Below are 16,899 nucleotides of genomic sequence, written 5' to 3'. Positions count from 1 at the left end.
GAGCACCCGTTACCGTACGCCGAAACTCGCGTTTATAAAAGCGTCACAATCTTCAATTGAATATCTGAACCCGAAGCTGTGACATTTTCGCTTGACGCACCCTCATGGTGGACAGGCCCGCTTTTCACTTTCGGCAGGCCAGTCCTCACCATTAAGCTGACGAATGATTCGAACGTGAGGAAGAACGCGAATGTATGGACGATTGACGGTCATCTGCGGCCCTATGTTTGCCGGAAAAACCACGGAACTCCTGAAGCGTATTCTCTGGGCCCGAAATGGCGAGCGCAAAGATGTCCTCGTCCTTAAGACGGCATTTGACGTCCGCTATTCGCGCACAGAAGTCATAACCCATGACGGCCTGGCGGCAGAAGCCGTCGTTCTTCACGCCTTCTCAGATGTAGAGACGCGCCTGAAAGAGGCAGATCTTGTCTGTTTCGATGAGGTCCAGTTTTTCCAGAATATGGATCGCGACGTCGTCGAGTTGATAAAGGGGCTGCTGGAGACGGGCACCGACGTTGTGGCTGCCGGTTTAGATACCAACTGGAAAGGCGATGCGTTCTCGGCCACGGGTCTCCTGATGGCAATGGCCGATGAGGTCGTCAAACTGAGAGCGCACTGCGCTGTCTGTGGTCAGCCCGCTCATAAGACCTTTAAGAAGGTGGAGGACGAGTTAGAGATCCAGCTGGGTCACGGTGATCTTTATGAGCCCCGCTGCAATCGCCACTGGTTCGATCATCTGCCTCTTATTGAGATTTCGCGCTCAGCAACAAGGGGGGATAAGTCTGATGTCTGATGTCCTCCCCGAAGACCTGCTCACTGCACAGGCGCGCATCGCTCCATTCATTCACCGCACGCCTCTTTTTCAGTCCGACACGCTCAACAAGGCCCTGGGCCACAGCGTTATATTTAAGGCTGAGAACCTGCAAAAGATCGGAGCTTTCAAGCTGCGTGGTGCGATGAACACGCTCCTCGCCCTAAAGGAACAGGGGACTTTGGGGCATTCGGTCTGTGCGTTCTCGTCGGGGAACCACGCGCAGGCCGTGGCCTATGCTGCCCGCGAGCTTGGTGTGAAAGCCACTATTCTTATTCCAAAGCAGGCATCTGCAGTAAAGATCGCCGCCACGCGCGCCTGCGGTGCTGACGTTGTCGTTACCGAAAGCCGTCAGATTGCCGAAGCCTCTGTTGCCGAATTAATCTCTAAGGGCGCAACCTTTGTGCACCCTTATGACAACCCTTACGTCATTGCCGGACAGGGCACGGCTTGTCTCGAAGCACTGCAGGACGGCGTTGAAGCGGATGCCGTTTTTGCGCCGTGCGGCGGTGGTGGGCTTATGTCGGGCACCTGGCTTGCAGCCCGGCTCGCGCGACCTCAGGCTAAGGTCTACGCGTGCGAACCCAAAATGGCCAATGACGCCCATCGTTCCGTTCAGGCGGGCGAAATCGTCAGGCTCTCCGATACCCCGATGACGATTGCCGATGGCGTTAGAACGCTCGCCGTGTCCTCAAGAACGCTCTCCTATCTTCAGAGGCTCGACGGGTTTTATGAGGTGGAGGAAGATGAGATCATCTACTGGTCACAGTGGTTGTCTCATCTCCTGAAGCTTGTGATCGAGCCTACCTGCGCGATGTCGATGACGGGTGTAGTGCGGTGGCTTCAAATGCAAACCGAACGAAAAACGGTTCTGGTCATCCTTTCGGGTGGAAACATTTCTGCAGAAACCCACCAGGCGATCTGGGGTTTAGACAGGCTTTCTCTATTGCCATCTTTAATTGAGTGAGTTTATAATAAACGTCATGGTACAATTTTGGGTCGTATTGTTTAGCCATGCAAAAGCCGTCATCACACCTACAGGTCCAGCTCGGACCTCTTCACGATGAATTGCGCGTCTTCGCAAAAGAGAATGGCCTTACGATTGCGGAAGCCGTGCGCAAGGCCGTCTTTAACCTGACGACAGGCACGGATGTTAACCCTTACAGGTTCAGCTACGGCCAGACAGAGGGTGCCACAAAAAAGTGCCAAATTCGCCTCACAGCATCTGAGCATACCGCCATACGTGAATCAGCCCGAGCCATGGGTCTCAGTGATGCCAGGTGGATCCACTGGCTCATCAGGTCACATCTTACTCGCGAACCCCATTTCGGCCAGCTCGAGCTGGAGGCACTTACGAGCTCAAATCTCGCCCTGCTGAAGCTCAGCCGGGCCCTCAGGTCCGTGGCTTTCTCAGGGTCTTCCAGTGAGGTAGACCGCCTTTCGACAGATATAGCTCATCACACATTCTTGGTCGCCGAACTCGTACGGGCGAACCTAATGAGGTGGGGTATAACCCGGTGAAGTCATGCCAAAGAAGAAAGCCGGCGCCGTTTTCAATGAGGGTGACGTCGAACCGAAAGGCCGCAGACGCATCAATTCGGCGACTGGGGCATTTGTCCGCACAGTAGATCTATCAGCCAGACTGGAGACTTGGAAAAAGCACAGGCCGTCCGAACTATTGTCGGTGGCGAAAGGGGCGCCTCAAGTCGTGATTAAAATATGGAGCGGGGGGAAAACCTTCCGCAGCGTAAAAGAGAGCCTAGCCTATGTAAGCCGTTTAGGTGAGCTTCCCCTCGAAAACGAAGACGGTGAGACGATCCTCGGTGAAGACCAATTATACGCGCTCGGTCTCGAATGGCGCGATGGTGGTACGCCTATCCCTGATGAAAGCACGCTGACCGAGTATCACTGCTTCGTTTTCTGTGCGCCTAAAGCTGTTGACCCCGCCCTTCTAGAGTCGGCGGCATCTGAGGTTATTGCGGAAGTGTTCGAAGGATTCCAGTACGTGAAGGCTCTGCATAAAAAAGAGACAGACCCATCTCCCCGCGCTTCTGAATACCCTCATCTGCATCTCATCGTAAAAAGTCGCTCGTTAGCGGGTGATCGACTTTATCTGGGTGCCAACTTGCCGGTATACTTACGCCAGAGATATGCTCAGGCTCTGCGCGACAGAGGCGTCGAGATGGCGGCAACCTATAGATCTGAGAGATTTCCGGATCGACGGCCAGATGAAAACAGGGATGTTGACCAAACCGGAACCCGCGGGCCCGCCGATGACAGTTATGCTCTTCAGACCTACTCCAGTCTCTGGGAAAAACTCCAGAACGGCACCACGCTTGAGCGGTTACAGGCCAGTATTGTTTCAAAATACATTCAGACCCACACCGGAATTGATCTTGAGAAATCACGCCAGCCTGGAGGTTCAGGCCGCGAACGCTGAAGAGGCCGCAGGAGTTTAAAGCTTAGCCGTTAAAAGGCCTAAACCTGTGTCAGAGGTCTCAATCGAGCATAATTGTGAGCTATTCCCACTAGCCGTTGCCTCAAATCCGGCACCCGCATCTGCTACATACCGCATTTGGAATGGCGACAGGAGTATAGGGAAGAAACGTAGCGTCTTTATTGTATTCGCACCCGACCGATAGCCCACAGTTTGGGCACCGGTTTACCCACATATTAACGCAAATCCAAAACAAATGTAAAACAAGCAGGCCGGGCCACGAAAAAAATCCAATAATTCCCTCTATAAAGGTGGGTGATAATATAATGGCCAAAGATACGGCATGACCAATAATATATCTATATCTCGGACCAATCAGAAAATTCTTTTTTTCATTCACTTCGCTTTTTATCGACTGTAATATGTATTTTGAATCAATCAAAACCTGAGTCGTTCGCATTACTGTTCTGTTTTTGCGGCGATAATACCCGGCGGTGTACCATAAGGAACAACGCCGCCGACCTATGGATTACCCAATTATAAATTCCAGTGGTGGCGACACTGGTTTCTTATACGGCTGCCGACTTTACGTCGCAATCACAGAGAATATGGAGCTTAAGTCGCTAACAGCCGCTGAGACAAATGATGGCACAAAAACTGGATCCGGTCACAAACCTGGTGGTTATGGCCTTTGGGTCGCCTGGCGTGGCGCTTTTGCTGGCAGGCGCTATCCTGGCCTTCTCGGTGTCGTTGATCGTGTACTCAAACGTCAGGACATACAAACCGCTCCTAGTCGAACTGCGCGAGCGCTGGAACCTTCTCAATGGCCTGGATAGCCGCGCGAGGCCGGCATCCTTTTATACACGCTTCAGTGAGATAGACAGGCGATTTTCAGCCTCCACTAGCCTCGGACAGCCAAACAGCGCGTTACTGCTCGGCTGGTCGAACTATAGAAGCGTTCTTGTCGAAAACGGCGATAGTTTTGTAAGTTCGGTCAGGGCCGCTGAGGCGTTTGACCAGCTGGATGAGCCCGCACGTGCGCTTGAATGGTGGGCGAATATTATGGTCGCGGTTGGCCTGGTTATTACCTTTCTTGGTATTGTCGCCGCGCTTTCAGAAGCCACGCTGGCCATGGCAGGAAATCCGGCAAGTGGTACCATGCAGGCGTCTCTGATGGGGTTGTTAGCGATTGCGGCTACAAAATTCTGGACGTCCATTGCAGGCGTCCTCTCATCCATTTTTTTGCGTCTTTTTGCGCGCTCACGCAGAACAGCAATCCAGACGGCAGAAGCAGAACTGTTCGTGCTGCTCGATAGCTGCCTGAATTTTATGCCGCCAGAAAAGATCGCACTTGAACAGCTAAAAGCGCTCCAAAGGATTGAAGCCTCCATAGCTGCAAAAGGGGGGGCGTGATGGCCTTTCGACATCGGCGCTCAAGAGAGATTGAGGAGGGGGAGAGCTATTACATCTCCATGACGGATCTGATGGTCGGCGTCCTTTTCATCTTTATCATCATGCTGGCGTATTTTGCCCTGAACTTCCGGGAGACAACCACAGAGCTCACCGAGGCGAAGGATCCTCAAACGAGCGCCCTCCTTAAACTGGCGACCAATCTTAAATCTCTGAATGCCACCATTGACGTCGACCGGGAAAACCACATTGTCTGCGTTCAGGAGTCTGATCTCCTGGGTCTCGAGGGCGGGAAGGATCGCCGCTGCTTTGCGTTTTCCGGTCAGACTGCCATCAATCCGTCTTCTGACGAAGAGAAGCGGTCTGCCGCTTCCGTCGCCTTTTTTGCCGCGGATATGCAGGCTGATCTTGCACCCACTATCTCCTGGGCAGAGGTCAGTCTGTCAGACGCATCGACGCGTTTTGATGCGGACCGGCTTTTTCGCGCCGGAACGAGCGAGCTTACACCAGAGGGGCTCTCGGCCGTGTCCAATCTGGCGCAATCTCTTGCAAATCGGCTGCCATGCCTGTCTTACGGGCTGCCCGCCGAAGGCTGTTCGGGACAGGGAAAGCTTGAGGCGGTCGTGATTTTGGGAACTGCAGACGTGAACATGTATACCGCTCAAGGGCGGGCCGACCAGGCGCTATCTGTTGAGCGCTCCGTGTCTTTCCATAAGGCGTTGCTCAATGCCCAGCCGGCTTTAGCGCAGTTGCGTAACGCGCCAGAAGGTGGTGTGCCCCTTCTTCGGGTCGTGTCGATTGGTAACGCCAGTGCAACAGCGCCGGTTGGGGGAAGCGGCAAAGCCATTCAGCTGCAATTTCATATGAAAACACAGTGAAGCGCTCTTTTTTTAATTGGCCTCTTATGAGGCGCGGGCTATGCCTCTGGATATATTTTCCGAAAAGGCAATTTCCATGACCGCATTATCTCAACGCCTCGACCAAACCCAAACCCGTCTGAAACACTGGCTGTTTGAAGACGCTCTGCCGATCTGGCGCGATGTCGGTGTCGATAAGGAAAAGGGCGGCGTCTACGAGACGCTCGGTCTTGACGGGAGCCCCGTTGATGTGAACCGCAGAACCCGTGTGGCGGCCCGGCAGGTCTACTCCTATGCTTTGGCAAGACGCATGGGGTATGAGGGGGACGTTGACACGGTGATTGATGCGGGGCTTGCCTGGCTCTCAGGCCCTGCGGCCGCGGACAACGGTCTCGTCAGCGCTGTTCTGACGCCTGAAGGCAAGGTCGTAAAGGGCGAATTCGATTTCTATGACCATGCCTTTGCACTTTTGGCATATGCCTCTGCTAAGGCCGTGCGCCCGCACGATGCATCTCTCGAAAGCCGGGCCGTCGCCATCCGTGACGTTCTCCTGTCAAGGTACAAACACCCCGTCAGAGGGTTTGAGGAAGCCTATCCGCGCACACTGCCATTAAAGACCAACCCGCACATGCACATGTTCGAGGCCTCTCTGGCCTGGATTGAGGCGGGAGGTGATGAAACCTGGAAAACGATCGCGGCCGAAATAGCCGATCTTTGCCTGGATAAGTTTCTGCACCCGGAAAATGGCTCCTTGCGCGAATATTTCGATGGGGAATGGAACCCCATCGAAGGCGAGATGGGCCGCATTATCGAGCCCGGCCACCAGTTTGAATGGGCGTGGCTTCTTATACGCTGGGCGGCCATTAGCGGTGATCCGAAGTTCATCGCACCGGCAAAGCGTCTCGTCGAAATCGCGGAAACCTACGGCACAGACCACGCCCGAAATGCCACGATTTTTGAACTTTGGGACGACTTTAGCGTCAAGGACAATAAGGCGCGTCTTTGGGCCCAAACGGAGCGAATGAAAGCCTATGTTGCCTTACAGTCTGTCGCGTCAGACGAGGGCCAAAAGGCCGGATATGTCGAGACACTGATTAAAGCCGCCGAAGGCCTTGAGCTCTATTTCGATGTCCCTCTTAAAGGGCTCTATCGCGATAAAATGAATCCTGATGGAAGCTTCGTCGAAGAGCCAGCGCCGGCGTCCACGCTTTATCATATCATCTGCGCGATCGATGAAATGGGCAAGGCTTCGGTCTGAAGCCTGCATCGCGCTTGAGCCGGGCGCAATATTTGCCTAAAGGCCGGCAAGGCAGTTCATGGAGTCCGACAGTGAGTGACGTTCCCGCACTATTGATCAACACGGTGGCATTAAAGGCGGGGACCAGGATCATGGAGATTTATGCATCTGACTTCGCCGTCGAGGCAAAGTCAGATGCATCTCCGGTCACCGAGGCTGATGCTGCGGCTGAGCGCATAATTCTGGAAGAACTGGCAAAACTCAGTCCCTCGACGCCTGTGGTGGCGGAGGAAGCCGTCTCAGGCGGGGTCATACCGCAAACAGCCGAGCGCTTTTATCTGGTCGATCCACTCGACGGCACGCGTGAATTTGTCTCCAGAAATGGCGAGTTCACCGTAAACATTGCCCTGATTGAAAACGGCGTGCCTGTGATGGGGGTCGTCTACGCTCCGGCCCTCGGGGAGATCTTTTGGGGAGACGCATCTCACGGTGCCTTCAAAGCCAGGGTCGAAAACGGAAAAATCGGCCTTCATGTAGCACTGAAGGTGCGCAAGGCGCCGACTAAGGTCATCGCCATTGGAAGTCGTTCGCATGGCAGCGCAGAAACCGATGCGTGGCTCTCGCGCTATGAGATTGCAAACTTCGTTGCCGCAGGCTCCTCTTTGAAGTTTTGCCGCGTGGCGGAAGGGGCTGCTGATATCTATCCCCGTATGGGGCGCACAATGGAGTGGGATACGGCTGCAGGTGATGCGGTCTTAAGAGCAGCGGGGGGGCTCGTTACGACCCTCGACGGAATGCCGCTACAGTATGGAAAGCGCGACCGCCAGGACGCAATCGATTTTGCTAATCCTTACTTCGTCGCCTACGGTGATTTGGGCCTTAAGAAAGATTAGCTTCTCTGAATCGAGCCGCTAGGCTTTTACGTTTGTGGCAGGCTTCTAACCTTCGTAAAAGCCGGACAGGAAAAGAGCGGGATCACCGCAAAGAGGCTCTGTGGCGAAGCATGTCGATTACACCTGAACGTTTGACACACTTGAGGCGCCTTGAGGCTGAAGCGATCCACATTATGCGTGAGGTCGCCGCCGAGTTCAAAAACCCGGTCATGCTCTATTCGATCGGCAAAGACTCATCAGTAATGCTACATCTGGCTTTGAAGGCGTTTTACCCTTCAAAGCCTCCATTCCCGCTGATGCACATCGACACGACGTGGAAGTTCCGTGAGATGATCAAGTTTCGCGACGACACGGCCGCCCGTCTTGGATTGCAGTTAATCAAGCATACGAATGCGGACGGTGTGCGCGATAACGTAAATCCATTTGACTATGGAAGCTCTGTCTACACGGGCATTATGAAGACCGATGCCCTCAAGCAGGCCTTAACTGCCCATGGTTCTGATGCTGCCTTCGGTGGCGCGCGCAGAGACGAGGAGAAATCCCGCGCCAAAGAGCGCATTTTCTCCTTCAGAACCCAAAACCACGGCTGGGATCCCAAAAACCAGAGACCCGAGCTTTGGAACCTCTACAACGCCCGCATTAAGCCCGGAGAATCGATCCGCGTCTTTCCGCTCTCGAACTGGACGGAGCTCGATATCTGGCAATACATACTCGTTGAAGACATACCAATCGTGCCGCTCTACTTCTCAGCGCCGAGACCCGTCGTCGAACGTGGTGGGCAGTGGATTATGGTCGATGATGAGCGCCTTCCGCTTGGAGAGGGCGAAGTGCCAGAAATCCGCAATGTCCGCTTTCGTACCCTTGGATGCTACCCGCTGACCGCCGCTATAGAGTCGGAAGCGGCAACACTAGAAGAGATTGTAGCAGAGATGCTGGTCGCGCGCACGTCAGAGCGATCCGGGCGGTTAATCGATCACGACGAAGCGGGGTCGATGGAAAAGAAGAAGCGCGAAGGGTATTTCTAATGACCGCTCTGGGAAAGATCGACACCTCAGTCTTTACCGAATACCTCGCCACGCATGAGAAGAAGAGCCTTTTGCGGTTCTTGACGTGCGGAAGCGTCGACGATGGAAAATCAACCCTTATTGGCCGCCTTCTCTATGACACCAAACTGATCTTTGAAGATCAGCTGGCGGGCCTGGAGAAGGACTCAAAGCGCTTTGGCACGGTGGGCGAAGAGATCGATCTCGCCCTTCTCGTCGATGGCCTTCAGGCAGAACGGGAACAGGGGATCACAATCGACGTCGCCTATCGGTTTTTCACAACCGAAAAGCGCAAGTTCATCGTCGCGGATACTCCGGGGCATGAGCAGTACACCCGAAATATGGCGACAGGGGCATCGAATGCCGACCTCGCCGTAATCCTGATAGACGCCCGCAAAGGGATCCTGACGCAGACACGGCGCCATTCCTTCATCGTCTCTCTTTTGGGTATCAAGCACGTGGTGCTGGCCGTCAATAAAATCGACCTGATGGCGTATTCTCAAAGCGTCTTTGACCGCATATATGAGGACTATAAAGCCTTCGCGGCCGATTTTGGGTTTGAGAGCCTGCAAGCCATCCCGTTGTCGGCGCGTTTTGGCGACAATGTGCTGGAGCGTTCGCCGAGTATGGCCTGGTATGACGGCCCTACCCTAGTGGAGCACCTGGAGACGGTGGAGATTGAGCGCAATCTTTGGGATAAGCCCTTCCGCCTGCCGGTCCAGTGGGTCAATCGCCCTGATCTGAATTTCCGTGGCTTCTCCGGCACGATCGCTTCAGGGGTTCTGCGGCCGGGCGATGACATCGTCGTCGCGGCATCCGGCAAGACATCGAAGGTCAAGTCGATCGTGACCTATGACGGCGAACTGCCAGTGGCCGGCGCTGACGAGGCGGTTACCGTTACGCTGGAAGACGAGATAGACATCTCGCGCGGTGATGTCCTCGCATCGCCTGCCGCACGGCCTGAAGTCGGAGATCAGTTTCAGGCCAGCCTCATCTGGATGAACGAAGACGAGCTTCTGCCAGGCAGGCCGTACCTCCTAAAGATCGGTGCGCGTACGGTTACGGCGACCGTCACAGACATCCGCCATAAGACGGATGTGAACTCATTTGAAAAGCTCGCTGCCAAAACTCTAAAGCTCAACGAGGTGGCGACGGTAAACATCGCCACTCAGGCGCCGATTGCGTTTGATGCCTACGCTGAGAATAAGGCCACGGGCGCGTTTATTCTGATTGACCGCATCAGCAATCTGACGCTGGGCGCGGGATTGATCGATCATTCTCTGCGCCGTGCCAGCAATGTGCACTGGCAGGCACTTGAGGTGTCGAAGGCTGCCAGAGCTGAGATCAAACGTCAGAAGCCGGCCGTCTTATGGTTTACCGGGCTTTCAGGTGCCGGAAAATCTACCATCGCCAACCTTCTTGAGAAAAAACTCTTAAGCCTTGGCTATCACACAACCCTGCTCGACGGCGACAATGTCCGCCACGGTCTGAATAAGGACCTCGGCTTCTCGGATGCGGACCGTGTGGAAAATATCCGGCGGGTGGCAGAAGTGGCAAAGCTTATGACAGAGGCGGGTCTGATTACGCTCGTCTCCTTTATTTCGCCCTTCCGCGCAGAGCGTCAGATGGCCCGGGAGCTCCTGGAGACGGGCGAGTTCGTCGAAATCCACGTGGCCACACCTCTGGCTATAGCCGAAGCACGCGACGTCAAGGGGCTCTATAAAAAGGCCCGCGCGGGCGAGATCCCCAACTTCACGGGGATCGATAGCCCGTATGAAGCGCCAGAGGCGCCGGAGATCGTCGTGGCCGAAAAAGGTGAGGCGCCGGAAGCGGAAGCCGAGCGTATCTTCCAGTGGCTGTTCGATAACGGCTACTTGCCGGTCGAGCCCAACTACGTGATCTGAGCCGTTTGCGGCGCTTGTAAACGACGCGGATTAGCCCCATTTGTCTGCTTCAAAGCGGCGGGTTGAAGTGCTTCTCAGAATGCACTAGACCGCAGGTGTCCTGGAGTGCAGATATGTCCGAATTGCGTGCTAATCCCGTCGTCGAGCTCAAGTCAGCGAAGTTTGGCAATCACCTTCCGATTTCGGTGATTGCGGGCCCCTGTCAGCTGGAAAGCCGAGCGCACGCGCTTGAGGTGGCGTCGGCGCTTAAAGAGATATCTGACCGCCTCGGGTTTGGGATCATCTTCAAGACGTCGTTTGATAAGGCCAACCGGACGTCCGCGAAAGCCGCGCGGGGTATTGGGCTGAAAGAAGCCTTGCCGATCTTTGCAGAGATCCGTGAAAGCCTGGGTCTGGCAGTTTTGACGGACGTCCATGAATCGCAGCAGTGTGCACCGGTGGCTGAGGCTGTTGATGTCCTGCAGATCCCTGCCTTTTTGTGCCGTCAGACCGATCTGTTGCTGGCGGCGGCGGCAACCGGCAGAGCGATCAATGTCAAAAAGGGTCAGTTTCTGGCGCCCTGGGACATGAAAAACGTTCTCGATAAACTGGTGCTCGGCGGCAATCCGAACGTCCTTCTCTGTGATCGGGGGACAAGCTTTGGTTATAACACGCTTGTCTCCGACTTCCGTGGTTTGCCGATCATGGCTGCAACGGGCGCGCCTGTGATCTTTGATGCCACCCACTCTGTGCAACAACCCGGTGGCTTGGGTGGATCGTCGGGTGGACAGCGTGAGTTTGTCCCGGTTCTCGCCCGTGCGGCTGTGGCAGTGGGGGTAGCGGGTCTCTTTATTGAAACTCACCCGGATCCTGATAATGCGCCGTCCGACGGACCGAATATGGTGCCGCTGGCGTCATTCGAGGGGCTGATGCGCGACCTCATGGCGATCGATCAGGTTGCCAAGGCGATCACGGCACGTGATGCGGTGAAATAGCGTATGAAGCCGGTCATTCTTATCCCGGCGCGTATGGCTTCGACGCGACTGCCGAATAAACCTCTGGCCGACCTGAACGGCGAGCCCATGATTGTGGCGGTATGGCGCCGTGCCATTGAGGCCGACCTGGCCACCGTCTGGGTCGCGACTGACAGCCCCGAGATTGCGGACGCCATTCAGGCTGTCGGTGGAAACGCAGTCATGACCAGGAGCGATCATCCATCGGGCTCGGACAGAATCTACGAGGCCATCTCCCGGATTGATCCGGAAAAGCGCTACAACCTTCTCTTAAACGTGCAGGGTGATCTGCCAACCGTGGTACCCGCCACGATCCGGGCGGTGTTTGAGCCGTTGAAGGATGCGGACGTCGATATCTCAACGCCTGTAGCCCAGATTCATTCCGACGAGGAACGGACCGCCTCGTCGGTGGTGAAAATGATCGGTACGCCTGTTTCACCTCGCCGTTTCCGTGCGCTCTATTTTACCCGCGCTACGGCGCCCTGGGGGGAGGGGCCGCTCTATCATCATATCGGACTTTATGGATGGAAACGGGCCGCGCTTGAGCGTTTTGTTCAATTGTCGCCCTCGCCGCTGGAGCAGCGCGAAAAGCTTGAGCAGCTTCGCGCTTTAGAGCATGGCATGCGCATAGACGCTGTCGAAGTGGACGAAGTGCCCTTAGGCGTGGATACGCTCGCCGACCTGGAAGAGGCCCGTCGCCGGCTCGCGGGGAAATAAACATGGCTTTAGAAACCGCCCTTGATGCCACCTCGGCCCTGCAGGCAGCCCAACAGACTGTTGAAATAGAGGCGGCAGGCCTGAATGCCATGCGAGGCGCCCTCGATGGCGAGCTCGGTGTCCGCTTTGAAGCGGCTATTTCAGCCATTTTAGACGCCCAGGCCAAGAGCGGCCGTATCATCGTCACCGGGATGGGAAAGTCAGGCCATATTGGCCGAAAGATTGCCGCCTCGTTGGCTTCTACAGGCGCTCTGTCGCACTTCGTACATCCAGCCGAAGCCAGTCACGGCGATCTGGGTATGGTCGGCGCAAATGACGTTGTGCTTGCGCTTTCTTGGTCAGGAGAGGCGCCGGAGCTTGCCGACATTATTGCTTACACGCGGCGTTTTTCCGTACCATTGATTGCGATAACCTCTGGCCCAAAAAGTGCCCTTGGATCGGCTGCGGATATTGCGCTTGTCTTGCCGAAAATGGCCGAGGCTTGTCCTAACGGACTTGCCCCTACTACGTCTACGACCATGCAGCTTGCGATGGGCGACTGCATCACCGTCGCCCTTCTGTCGCTGAGAAAATTCACCGCACAGGACTTCCGGCAGTTCCACCCTGGTGGAAAGCTGGGATCGCGGCTCCTTAAGGTACGCGATTTGATGCAGGTAGGAGACGCGATGCCGCTTGTCGGCGAAGCCACGCCGCTATCGCGGGCTATCGTTGAGATGTCCTCCAAGCGCTACGGCATGACGGGCGTGGTGGATACTGAAGGCCAGCTAACCGGGATCCTAACGGATGGCGACCTGCGCCGCGCCTTCGCAGAAGGCTTTGTAGACCGTGCCGTCTCGGAAATCATGACCCGGGCCCCGCGTGTGACCACGCCGGACACTCTGGCTTCACAGCTCCTTGCCGAAATGAACGCCCGTAGCATTACAGGCATCTTTGCTGTCGAGAACACACGGCCGGTGGGTGTCATTCATCTGCATGAGATTTTAAGAGCCGGTGTTGCATGAACCCTTATCTCTCAACTTGTGCACGAGGTGCTCTTTACGCTGAATGAGCCCCTCATTATCGGGTGATAGTAATAGGGCAGATTCTATGGATAGCAACGCCGATCCCCATTCGCCGGAGAGCATCTGTTGATAACTAAGATGATCATAGTTTTGGAATGTTGGAGACAAATTTACAGCTTGCTTGGCCGCTACGGTAGAACCTGTATAATCTCGGAGATATTGAAGACAAGTGCTAATCAATCTATGTGTGTCGGCGTCGATCGGTTTGAAAATTAATGCTCTCTTGAACACTCGCAGGGAGCTTTGGTACTTTTTGTTATGGAGTAGATTTAAGCCAAGATGAAAATGATAAGACCAAGAATTTTTTCTTTCAGAGTATATATCGAATCCATCAGCGGAGTGAATTTCTGCTAATTGTAAAACTAAGCGTCGTAATATTTTGATCTCCGAAAGATATTGGGGGGTGGCATGCCCTGCAAATGGAATTTGAATCGGAGTAAATTTTTCATGAACGACATAGTCTTTTAAAAGATCAATATGCTTCGCATCTATGTCCATCGGATCATATATGGCAATTATATGGATTTTTTCAGAAAAAGTATCTGAGTTGATAGGATAGGCCCATTCAAATTTGTTCAGATAGCTGTCCCACCGTTTATCAAACGCTTCTCCGAGTGAGATTTGAGGCGAAAAGACGAGGGCGGTGTCTGCTTCCAAATGCCTTGAAAAGGCTAACGCACCAAACCCCCCCATTGAGCCGCCATATGTGATTCGGCGTAAATAACCCTTATCGAGGGTTCTCGCCCGAACCGTCTCGAAAATGTGTTTAGGTATATCTTGATACCAGTGATCGACATTGGTTTTGAAGGCTATAACATCATAGCCAGCATCGAAAAACTCTGCCCCACCATATCCCATGCCCGCCAATTCGCGGTTACCGAGATGTGTAAAAGTATGAACCAGTTTCGTACTTTTCTCACCCGTAAAGTACTCGATCAGAGTAAGCGTAAGCCCCACCCCGCGTTTTCCGGCGGCCTGAAAAGTTCGAGTATGCTGTGTTTTGAGGCACGGGGTATGAACTTCTATGGCTACGCCTATGCATGCGACTAGAAGTAGTCAGTTTGTGGAGCTTGTGACAAGCGGGAGGGTCGGGCGGGTGCGCCGCGACTGGCCTGAGGACTTCAAGGCGGAGATGGCGGCGCGCTCGATGATGCCTGGGGTGAACGCGTCGGCTCTGGCGCGGGAGATCGGCATCTCTCCGTCGCAGTTGTTTGGATGGCGCCGGTACTGCCGTGATCATGGGCTGGTTGAGACGGTTTGCGATGTGTCAGCGCGGCGAGCTGAAGAGAACGGTTCAATCGAGATTGAGATCAACGGCGTGGTCGTGCGATGTACGGGGTCGGTTGATGAGCGGGCGCTGGCTCGCGTGATCCGAGCGGTACGCGCGGCATGATCCCGGCTGGCGTCAAGGTGTTGCTGTCAGCCCAGCCTATCGACTTCCGAAAAGGTATGGATGGTCTTCTGGGTCTGGTTCGTGATGCAGGTCACGATCCGTTCAACGGGACGGTCTATGTGTTCCGGTCTAAGCGGGCCGACCGGCTTCGGATGGTGTGGTTTGATGGCACCGGGGTTTGCCTGGTATCGAAGCGTCTTGAGACGGGAAGCTTTTGCTGGCCGAAGGTCGGGCAGGCGCGTATTCGCTTAAACCAGGCGCAGGCGCTGGCCCTTTTGGACGGGCTCGACTGGAAGCGGGTTCGGCCCGAGAAGGTGGCTCGTCCTCGCCTTGCGGGATAGGGAAATTTAGTCCAAAAATCTGAAGAAATCCCATGCCGATAAGGGGGTTGCATGGTATAAATCGTTCATGTCGGACCCCTCGATTATCCTTCCGAAAGATCCAGCCGCGCTGATGGCGTTTGCTCTGGAAATGGCCCAAAAGGCCGCTCGGGTGGAAGCGCTTGAAGCCGAGGTCAGCGCCCTGAAAAGCCGGGAAGTCGCGTTGAATGAGCGTCTGGATCGGCTCAATGATATCCTCAAGATCTTCAACCGCGGCCGCTTCTCGCGCAAATCTGAGACCTTACAGGCGCCGCCGGCCGAAGATGACGAGCAACTCGTGCTTCTGTTTGAAGAGGTCGCGACGGGCGTAGGCGCCCTTGAGGCTGAAATCGGCAAAGGACGACCGAAGTCAGCGTCGTCGCCGTCGCGACCCCGCAAGAGCCTGCCGGCGCACCTTGAGCGCATTGAGGTCGTCATTGAACCCGAGGAGCCCGAAGAGCACGCGGGCAAGCAAAAGGTACGTATCGGTGAAGACCGCAGCGAGCGCCTGGACGTGATACCTGTGACGTACCGGGTCATCGTCACCGTGCGCCCCCGTTACGCCTACAAGGACAAGTCCATCGATGGCGTCCTTCAGGCTAAGGCACCTAACCATATCGTCGAGGCGGGCCTGCCAACCGAGGCGTTGCTTGCCCATATCGCGGTCGCCAAATATGCCGATGGCCTGCCCCTCTATCGCCAGGAAGCGATCTTCGCGCGGCAAAACATCGAGGTAAGTCGCCAGGTGATGGCGGGCTGGATGGGCGCGGTGGGCTTCGAGCTGACCACCTTGCACGCCTATATGATGGCACAACTCCTCAAGGGGGAGCGTTTGTTCGCCGATGAGACGGTTCTGCCGACCTTGTCTCCCGGAAACGGGAAGGTGTTACACAACTATCTCTGGGCCTATGTGAAAGACGACCGCCCCTTCGGCGGCGGGGATCCGCCGATCGTCGTCTACCAGTTCGAGGATGGGCGCTCAGGCGACCGGCCAAAGCGCCATCTCGCCGGCTTCAACGGCGTCCTTCAGGTGGATGGGTACGCGGCCTATAATCAGCTTGAAAAGGCCCCGGATGCCAATACGGGCATCCAGCTCGCCGGGTGCTGGGCGCATGTCCGCAGGAAGTTTTATGACCTGCATGCCAACAACAGCTCGGCCGTAGCCACCCAGACGGTTGAGATCATGTCTGCACTCTGGCACCACGAAGACAAGGTGCGTGGCCAGTCGCCGGAAGCGCGGGCTACCTACCGCCTGAAGCATGCCAAGGCCATAGTCGAGGAGCTCTTCCAGCTCTGGGAAAAGACCTCGTCGCAGATCTCTCAGAAATCATCCCTGGCAAAGGCTATCGACTATGCCCTGCGTCGTCGCAAGGTGCTGGAGCGGTTCCTTTATGACGGGCGTATCGAGCTGGACTCCAATATCGTCGAACGCGCCATCAGGCCTCAGACCATAACGCGGAAGAACAGCCTGTTCGCGGGCTCAGACGGCGGTGGCCGGACGTGGGCTATCATCGCGTCGCTTATCCAGACAGCCAGAATGAACGGGGTCAATCCGCAGGCCTGGCTGACAAAGACCCTTCAGCGCATCGCAGACGGCTGGACTGTCACTCGTCTCGACGAACTCATGCCTTGGAATTTTAAGCCAGATCAAGCCGGCGCCTGATCCACGAAATCATTAGATCCGCAACACGGGGGCGTGTTTACGCTTACCGATCAGATAGTTCGCGTCTTCATAAATTACGACTTTTTCCATAATTTGACCGACAAGTTGGTAGATTGACAGTT

16 protein-coding genes are annotated in these 16,899 nt (G+C 55.3%); 15 read left to right on the top strand and 1 reads right to left on the bottom strand.

The features are described 5' to 3' along the window. Positions 1-190 precede the first annotated feature (190 nt). The 12 genes from AACH73_RS10865 to AACH73_RS10810 all read left to right on the top strand — a co-directional run bounded on the left by AACH73_RS10865 (position 191) and on the right by AACH73_RS10810 (position 13,302). Positions 191-793, top strand: a complete 603-nt coding sequence (locus AACH73_RS10865; protein ID WP_338734952.1) for a hypothetical protein — start codon at positions 191-193, stop codon at positions 791-793. After that, positions 786-1,778, top strand: coding sequence for a serine/threonine dehydratase (locus tag AACH73_RS10860; RefSeq protein ID WP_338734951.1), 993 nt, complete (start codon positions 786-788; stop codon positions 1,776-1,778). Before AACH73_RS10865 ends, AACH73_RS10860 begins: the two co-directional genes overlap by 8 nt. A 558-nt stretch (positions 1,779-2,336) precedes the next feature. Next, entirely contained in the window at positions 2,337-3,251 is a 915-nt protein-coding gene (locus AACH73_RS10855) for a hypothetical protein (RefSeq protein ID WP_338734949.1), read from the top strand. A gap of 639 nt (positions 3,252-3,890) precedes the next feature. Then, a complete protein-coding gene (locus tag AACH73_RS10850) occupies positions 3,891-4,661 on the top strand; it encodes a hypothetical protein (protein WP_338734948.1) in 771 nt (256 codons plus the stop codon). Next, positions 4,661-5,536: a hypothetical protein gene (locus AACH73_RS10845; RefSeq protein ID WP_338734947.1), complete on the top strand. Its 876-nt coding sequence runs from the start codon at positions 4,661-4,663 to the stop codon at positions 5,534-5,536. The genes AACH73_RS10850 and AACH73_RS10845 overlap by 1 nt, the downstream gene beginning before the upstream one ends. Before the next feature lie 76 nt (positions 5,537-5,612). Then, on the top strand, positions 5,613-6,773 hold the full coding sequence (locus tag AACH73_RS10840) for an AGE family epimerase/isomerase (RefSeq protein WP_338734946.1): 1,161 nt from the start codon (positions 5,613-5,615) through the stop codon (positions 6,771-6,773). Between the two features lie 71 nt (positions 6,774-6,844). Continuing rightward, complete coding sequence (gene cysQ, locus AACH73_RS10835) at positions 6,845-7,645, top strand: 3'(2'),5'-bisphosphate nucleotidase CysQ (protein ID WP_338734945.1); 801 nt, start codon at positions 6,845-6,847, stop codon at positions 7,643-7,645. 110 nt (positions 7,646-7,755) lie between these two features. Further along, a complete protein-coding gene (gene cysD / locus AACH73_RS10830; RefSeq protein WP_338734943.1) occupies positions 7,756-8,670 on the top strand; it encodes a sulfate adenylyltransferase subunit CysD in 915 nt (304 codons plus the stop codon). After that, positions 8,670-10,592: a sulfate adenylyltransferase subunit CysN gene (cysN, locus tag AACH73_RS10825; RefSeq protein ID WP_338734942.1), complete on the top strand. Its 1,923-nt coding sequence runs from the start codon at positions 8,670-8,672 to the stop codon at positions 10,590-10,592. The genes cysD and cysN overlap by 1 nt, the downstream gene beginning before the upstream one ends. 113 nt (positions 10,593-10,705) lie before the next feature. Next, positions 10,706-11,566, top strand: coding sequence for a 3-deoxy-8-phosphooctulonate synthase (gene kdsA / locus AACH73_RS10820; protein ID WP_272739620.1), 861 nt, complete (start codon positions 10,706-10,708; stop codon positions 11,564-11,566). A gap of 3 nt (positions 11,567-11,569) precedes the next feature. Continuing rightward, positions 11,570-12,301, top strand: a complete 732-nt coding sequence (locus AACH73_RS10815; RefSeq protein WP_338734941.1) for a 3-deoxy-manno-octulosonate cytidylyltransferase — start codon at positions 11,570-11,572, stop codon at positions 12,299-12,301. Positions 12,302-12,303: 2 nt separating this feature from the next. Further along, complete coding sequence (locus AACH73_RS10810; RefSeq protein WP_338734940.1) at positions 12,304-13,302, top strand: KpsF/GutQ family sugar-phosphate isomerase; 999 nt, start codon at positions 12,304-12,306, stop codon at positions 13,300-13,302. Here the strand turns inward: AACH73_RS10810 and AACH73_RS10805 are convergent. Then, entirely contained in the window at positions 13,282-14,319 is a 1,038-nt protein-coding gene (locus tag AACH73_RS10805) for a hypothetical protein (protein ID WP_338734939.1), read from the bottom strand. The genes AACH73_RS10810 and AACH73_RS10805 overlap by 21 nt on opposite strands. A gap of 106 nt (positions 14,320-14,425) precedes the next feature. Here AACH73_RS10805 and AACH73_RS10800 point away from each other — a divergent pair, with 106 nt between their 5' ends. The 3 genes from AACH73_RS10800 to AACH73_RS10790 all read left to right on the top strand — a co-directional run bounded on the left by AACH73_RS10800 (position 14,426) and on the right by AACH73_RS10790 (position 16,777). Further along, positions 14,426-14,755, top strand: a complete 330-nt coding sequence (locus AACH73_RS10800) for a transposase (RefSeq protein ID WP_338734938.1) — start codon at positions 14,426-14,428, stop codon at positions 14,753-14,755. Further along, positions 14,752-15,096, top strand: a complete 345-nt coding sequence (tnpB, locus tag AACH73_RS10795; protein ID WP_338734937.1) for an IS66 family insertion sequence element accessory protein TnpB — start codon at positions 14,752-14,754, stop codon at positions 15,094-15,096. Before AACH73_RS10800 ends, tnpB begins: the two co-directional genes overlap by 4 nt. A gap of 67 nt (positions 15,097-15,163) precedes the next feature. Continuing rightward, a complete protein-coding gene (locus tag AACH73_RS10790) occupies positions 15,164-16,777 on the top strand; it encodes an IS66 family transposase (protein WP_338734936.1) in 1,614 nt (537 codons plus the stop codon). The last annotated feature ends 122 nt before the right edge of the window (positions 16,778-16,899 follow it).

The sequence above is a fragment of the Asticcacaulis sp. DW145 genome, from assembly GCF_037101385.1.
GTDB classification, from domain to species: domain Bacteria; phylum Pseudomonadota; class Alphaproteobacteria; order Caulobacterales; family Caulobacteraceae; genus Asticcacaulis; species Asticcacaulis currens.
This window is presented reverse-complemented; position numbering and strand designations above follow the sequence as displayed.

Excerpts from the sequence above, each read along its gene's own strand:
- AACH73_RS10865 (WP_338734952.1), top strand. The coding sequence starts at position 191 with ATGTATGGACGATTGACGGTCATCTGCGGCCCTATGTTTGCCGGAAAA.
- cysD (WP_338734943.1), top strand. The coding sequence starts at position 7,756 with ATGTCGATTACACCTGAACGTTTGACACACTTGAGGCGCCTTGAGGCT.
- kdsA (WP_272739620.1), top strand. The coding sequence starts at position 10,706 with ATGTCCGAATTGCGTGCTAATCCCGTCGTCGAGCTCAAGTCAGCGAAG.
- AACH73_RS10790 (WP_338734936.1), top strand. The coding sequence starts at position 15,164 with ATGTCGGACCCCTCGATTATCCTTCCGAAAGATCCAGCCGCGCTGATG.
- AACH73_RS10850 (WP_338734948.1), top strand. The coding sequence starts at position 3,891 with ATGATGGCACAAAAACTGGATCCGGTCACAAACCTGGTGGTTATGGCC.
- AACH73_RS10840 (WP_338734946.1), top strand. The coding sequence starts at position 5,613 with ATGACCGCATTATCTCAACGCCTCGACCAAACCCAAACCCGTCTGAAA.
- AACH73_RS10845 (WP_338734947.1), top strand. The coding sequence starts at position 4,661 with ATGGCCTTTCGACATCGGCGCTCAAGAGAGATTGAGGAGGGGGAGAGC.
- AACH73_RS10855 (WP_338734949.1), top strand. The coding sequence starts at position 2,337 with ATGCCAAAGAAGAAAGCCGGCGCCGTTTTCAATGAGGGTGACGTCGAA.
- cysN (WP_338734942.1), top strand. The coding sequence starts at position 8,670 with ATGACCGCTCTGGGAAAGATCGACACCTCAGTCTTTACCGAATACCTC.
- AACH73_RS10810 (WP_338734940.1), top strand. The coding sequence starts at position 12,304 with ATGGCTTTAGAAACCGCCCTTGATGCCACCTCGGCCCTGCAGGCAGCC.
- AACH73_RS10815 (WP_338734941.1), top strand. The coding sequence starts at position 11,570 with ATGAAGCCGGTCATTCTTATCCCGGCGCGTATGGCTTCGACGCGACTG.
- tnpB (WP_338734937.1), top strand. The coding sequence starts at position 14,752 with ATGATCCCGGCTGGCGTCAAGGTGTTGCTGTCAGCCCAGCCTATCGAC.
- AACH73_RS10860 (WP_338734951.1), top strand. The coding sequence starts at position 786 with ATGTCTGATGTCCTCCCCGAAGACCTGCTCACTGCACAGGCGCGCATC.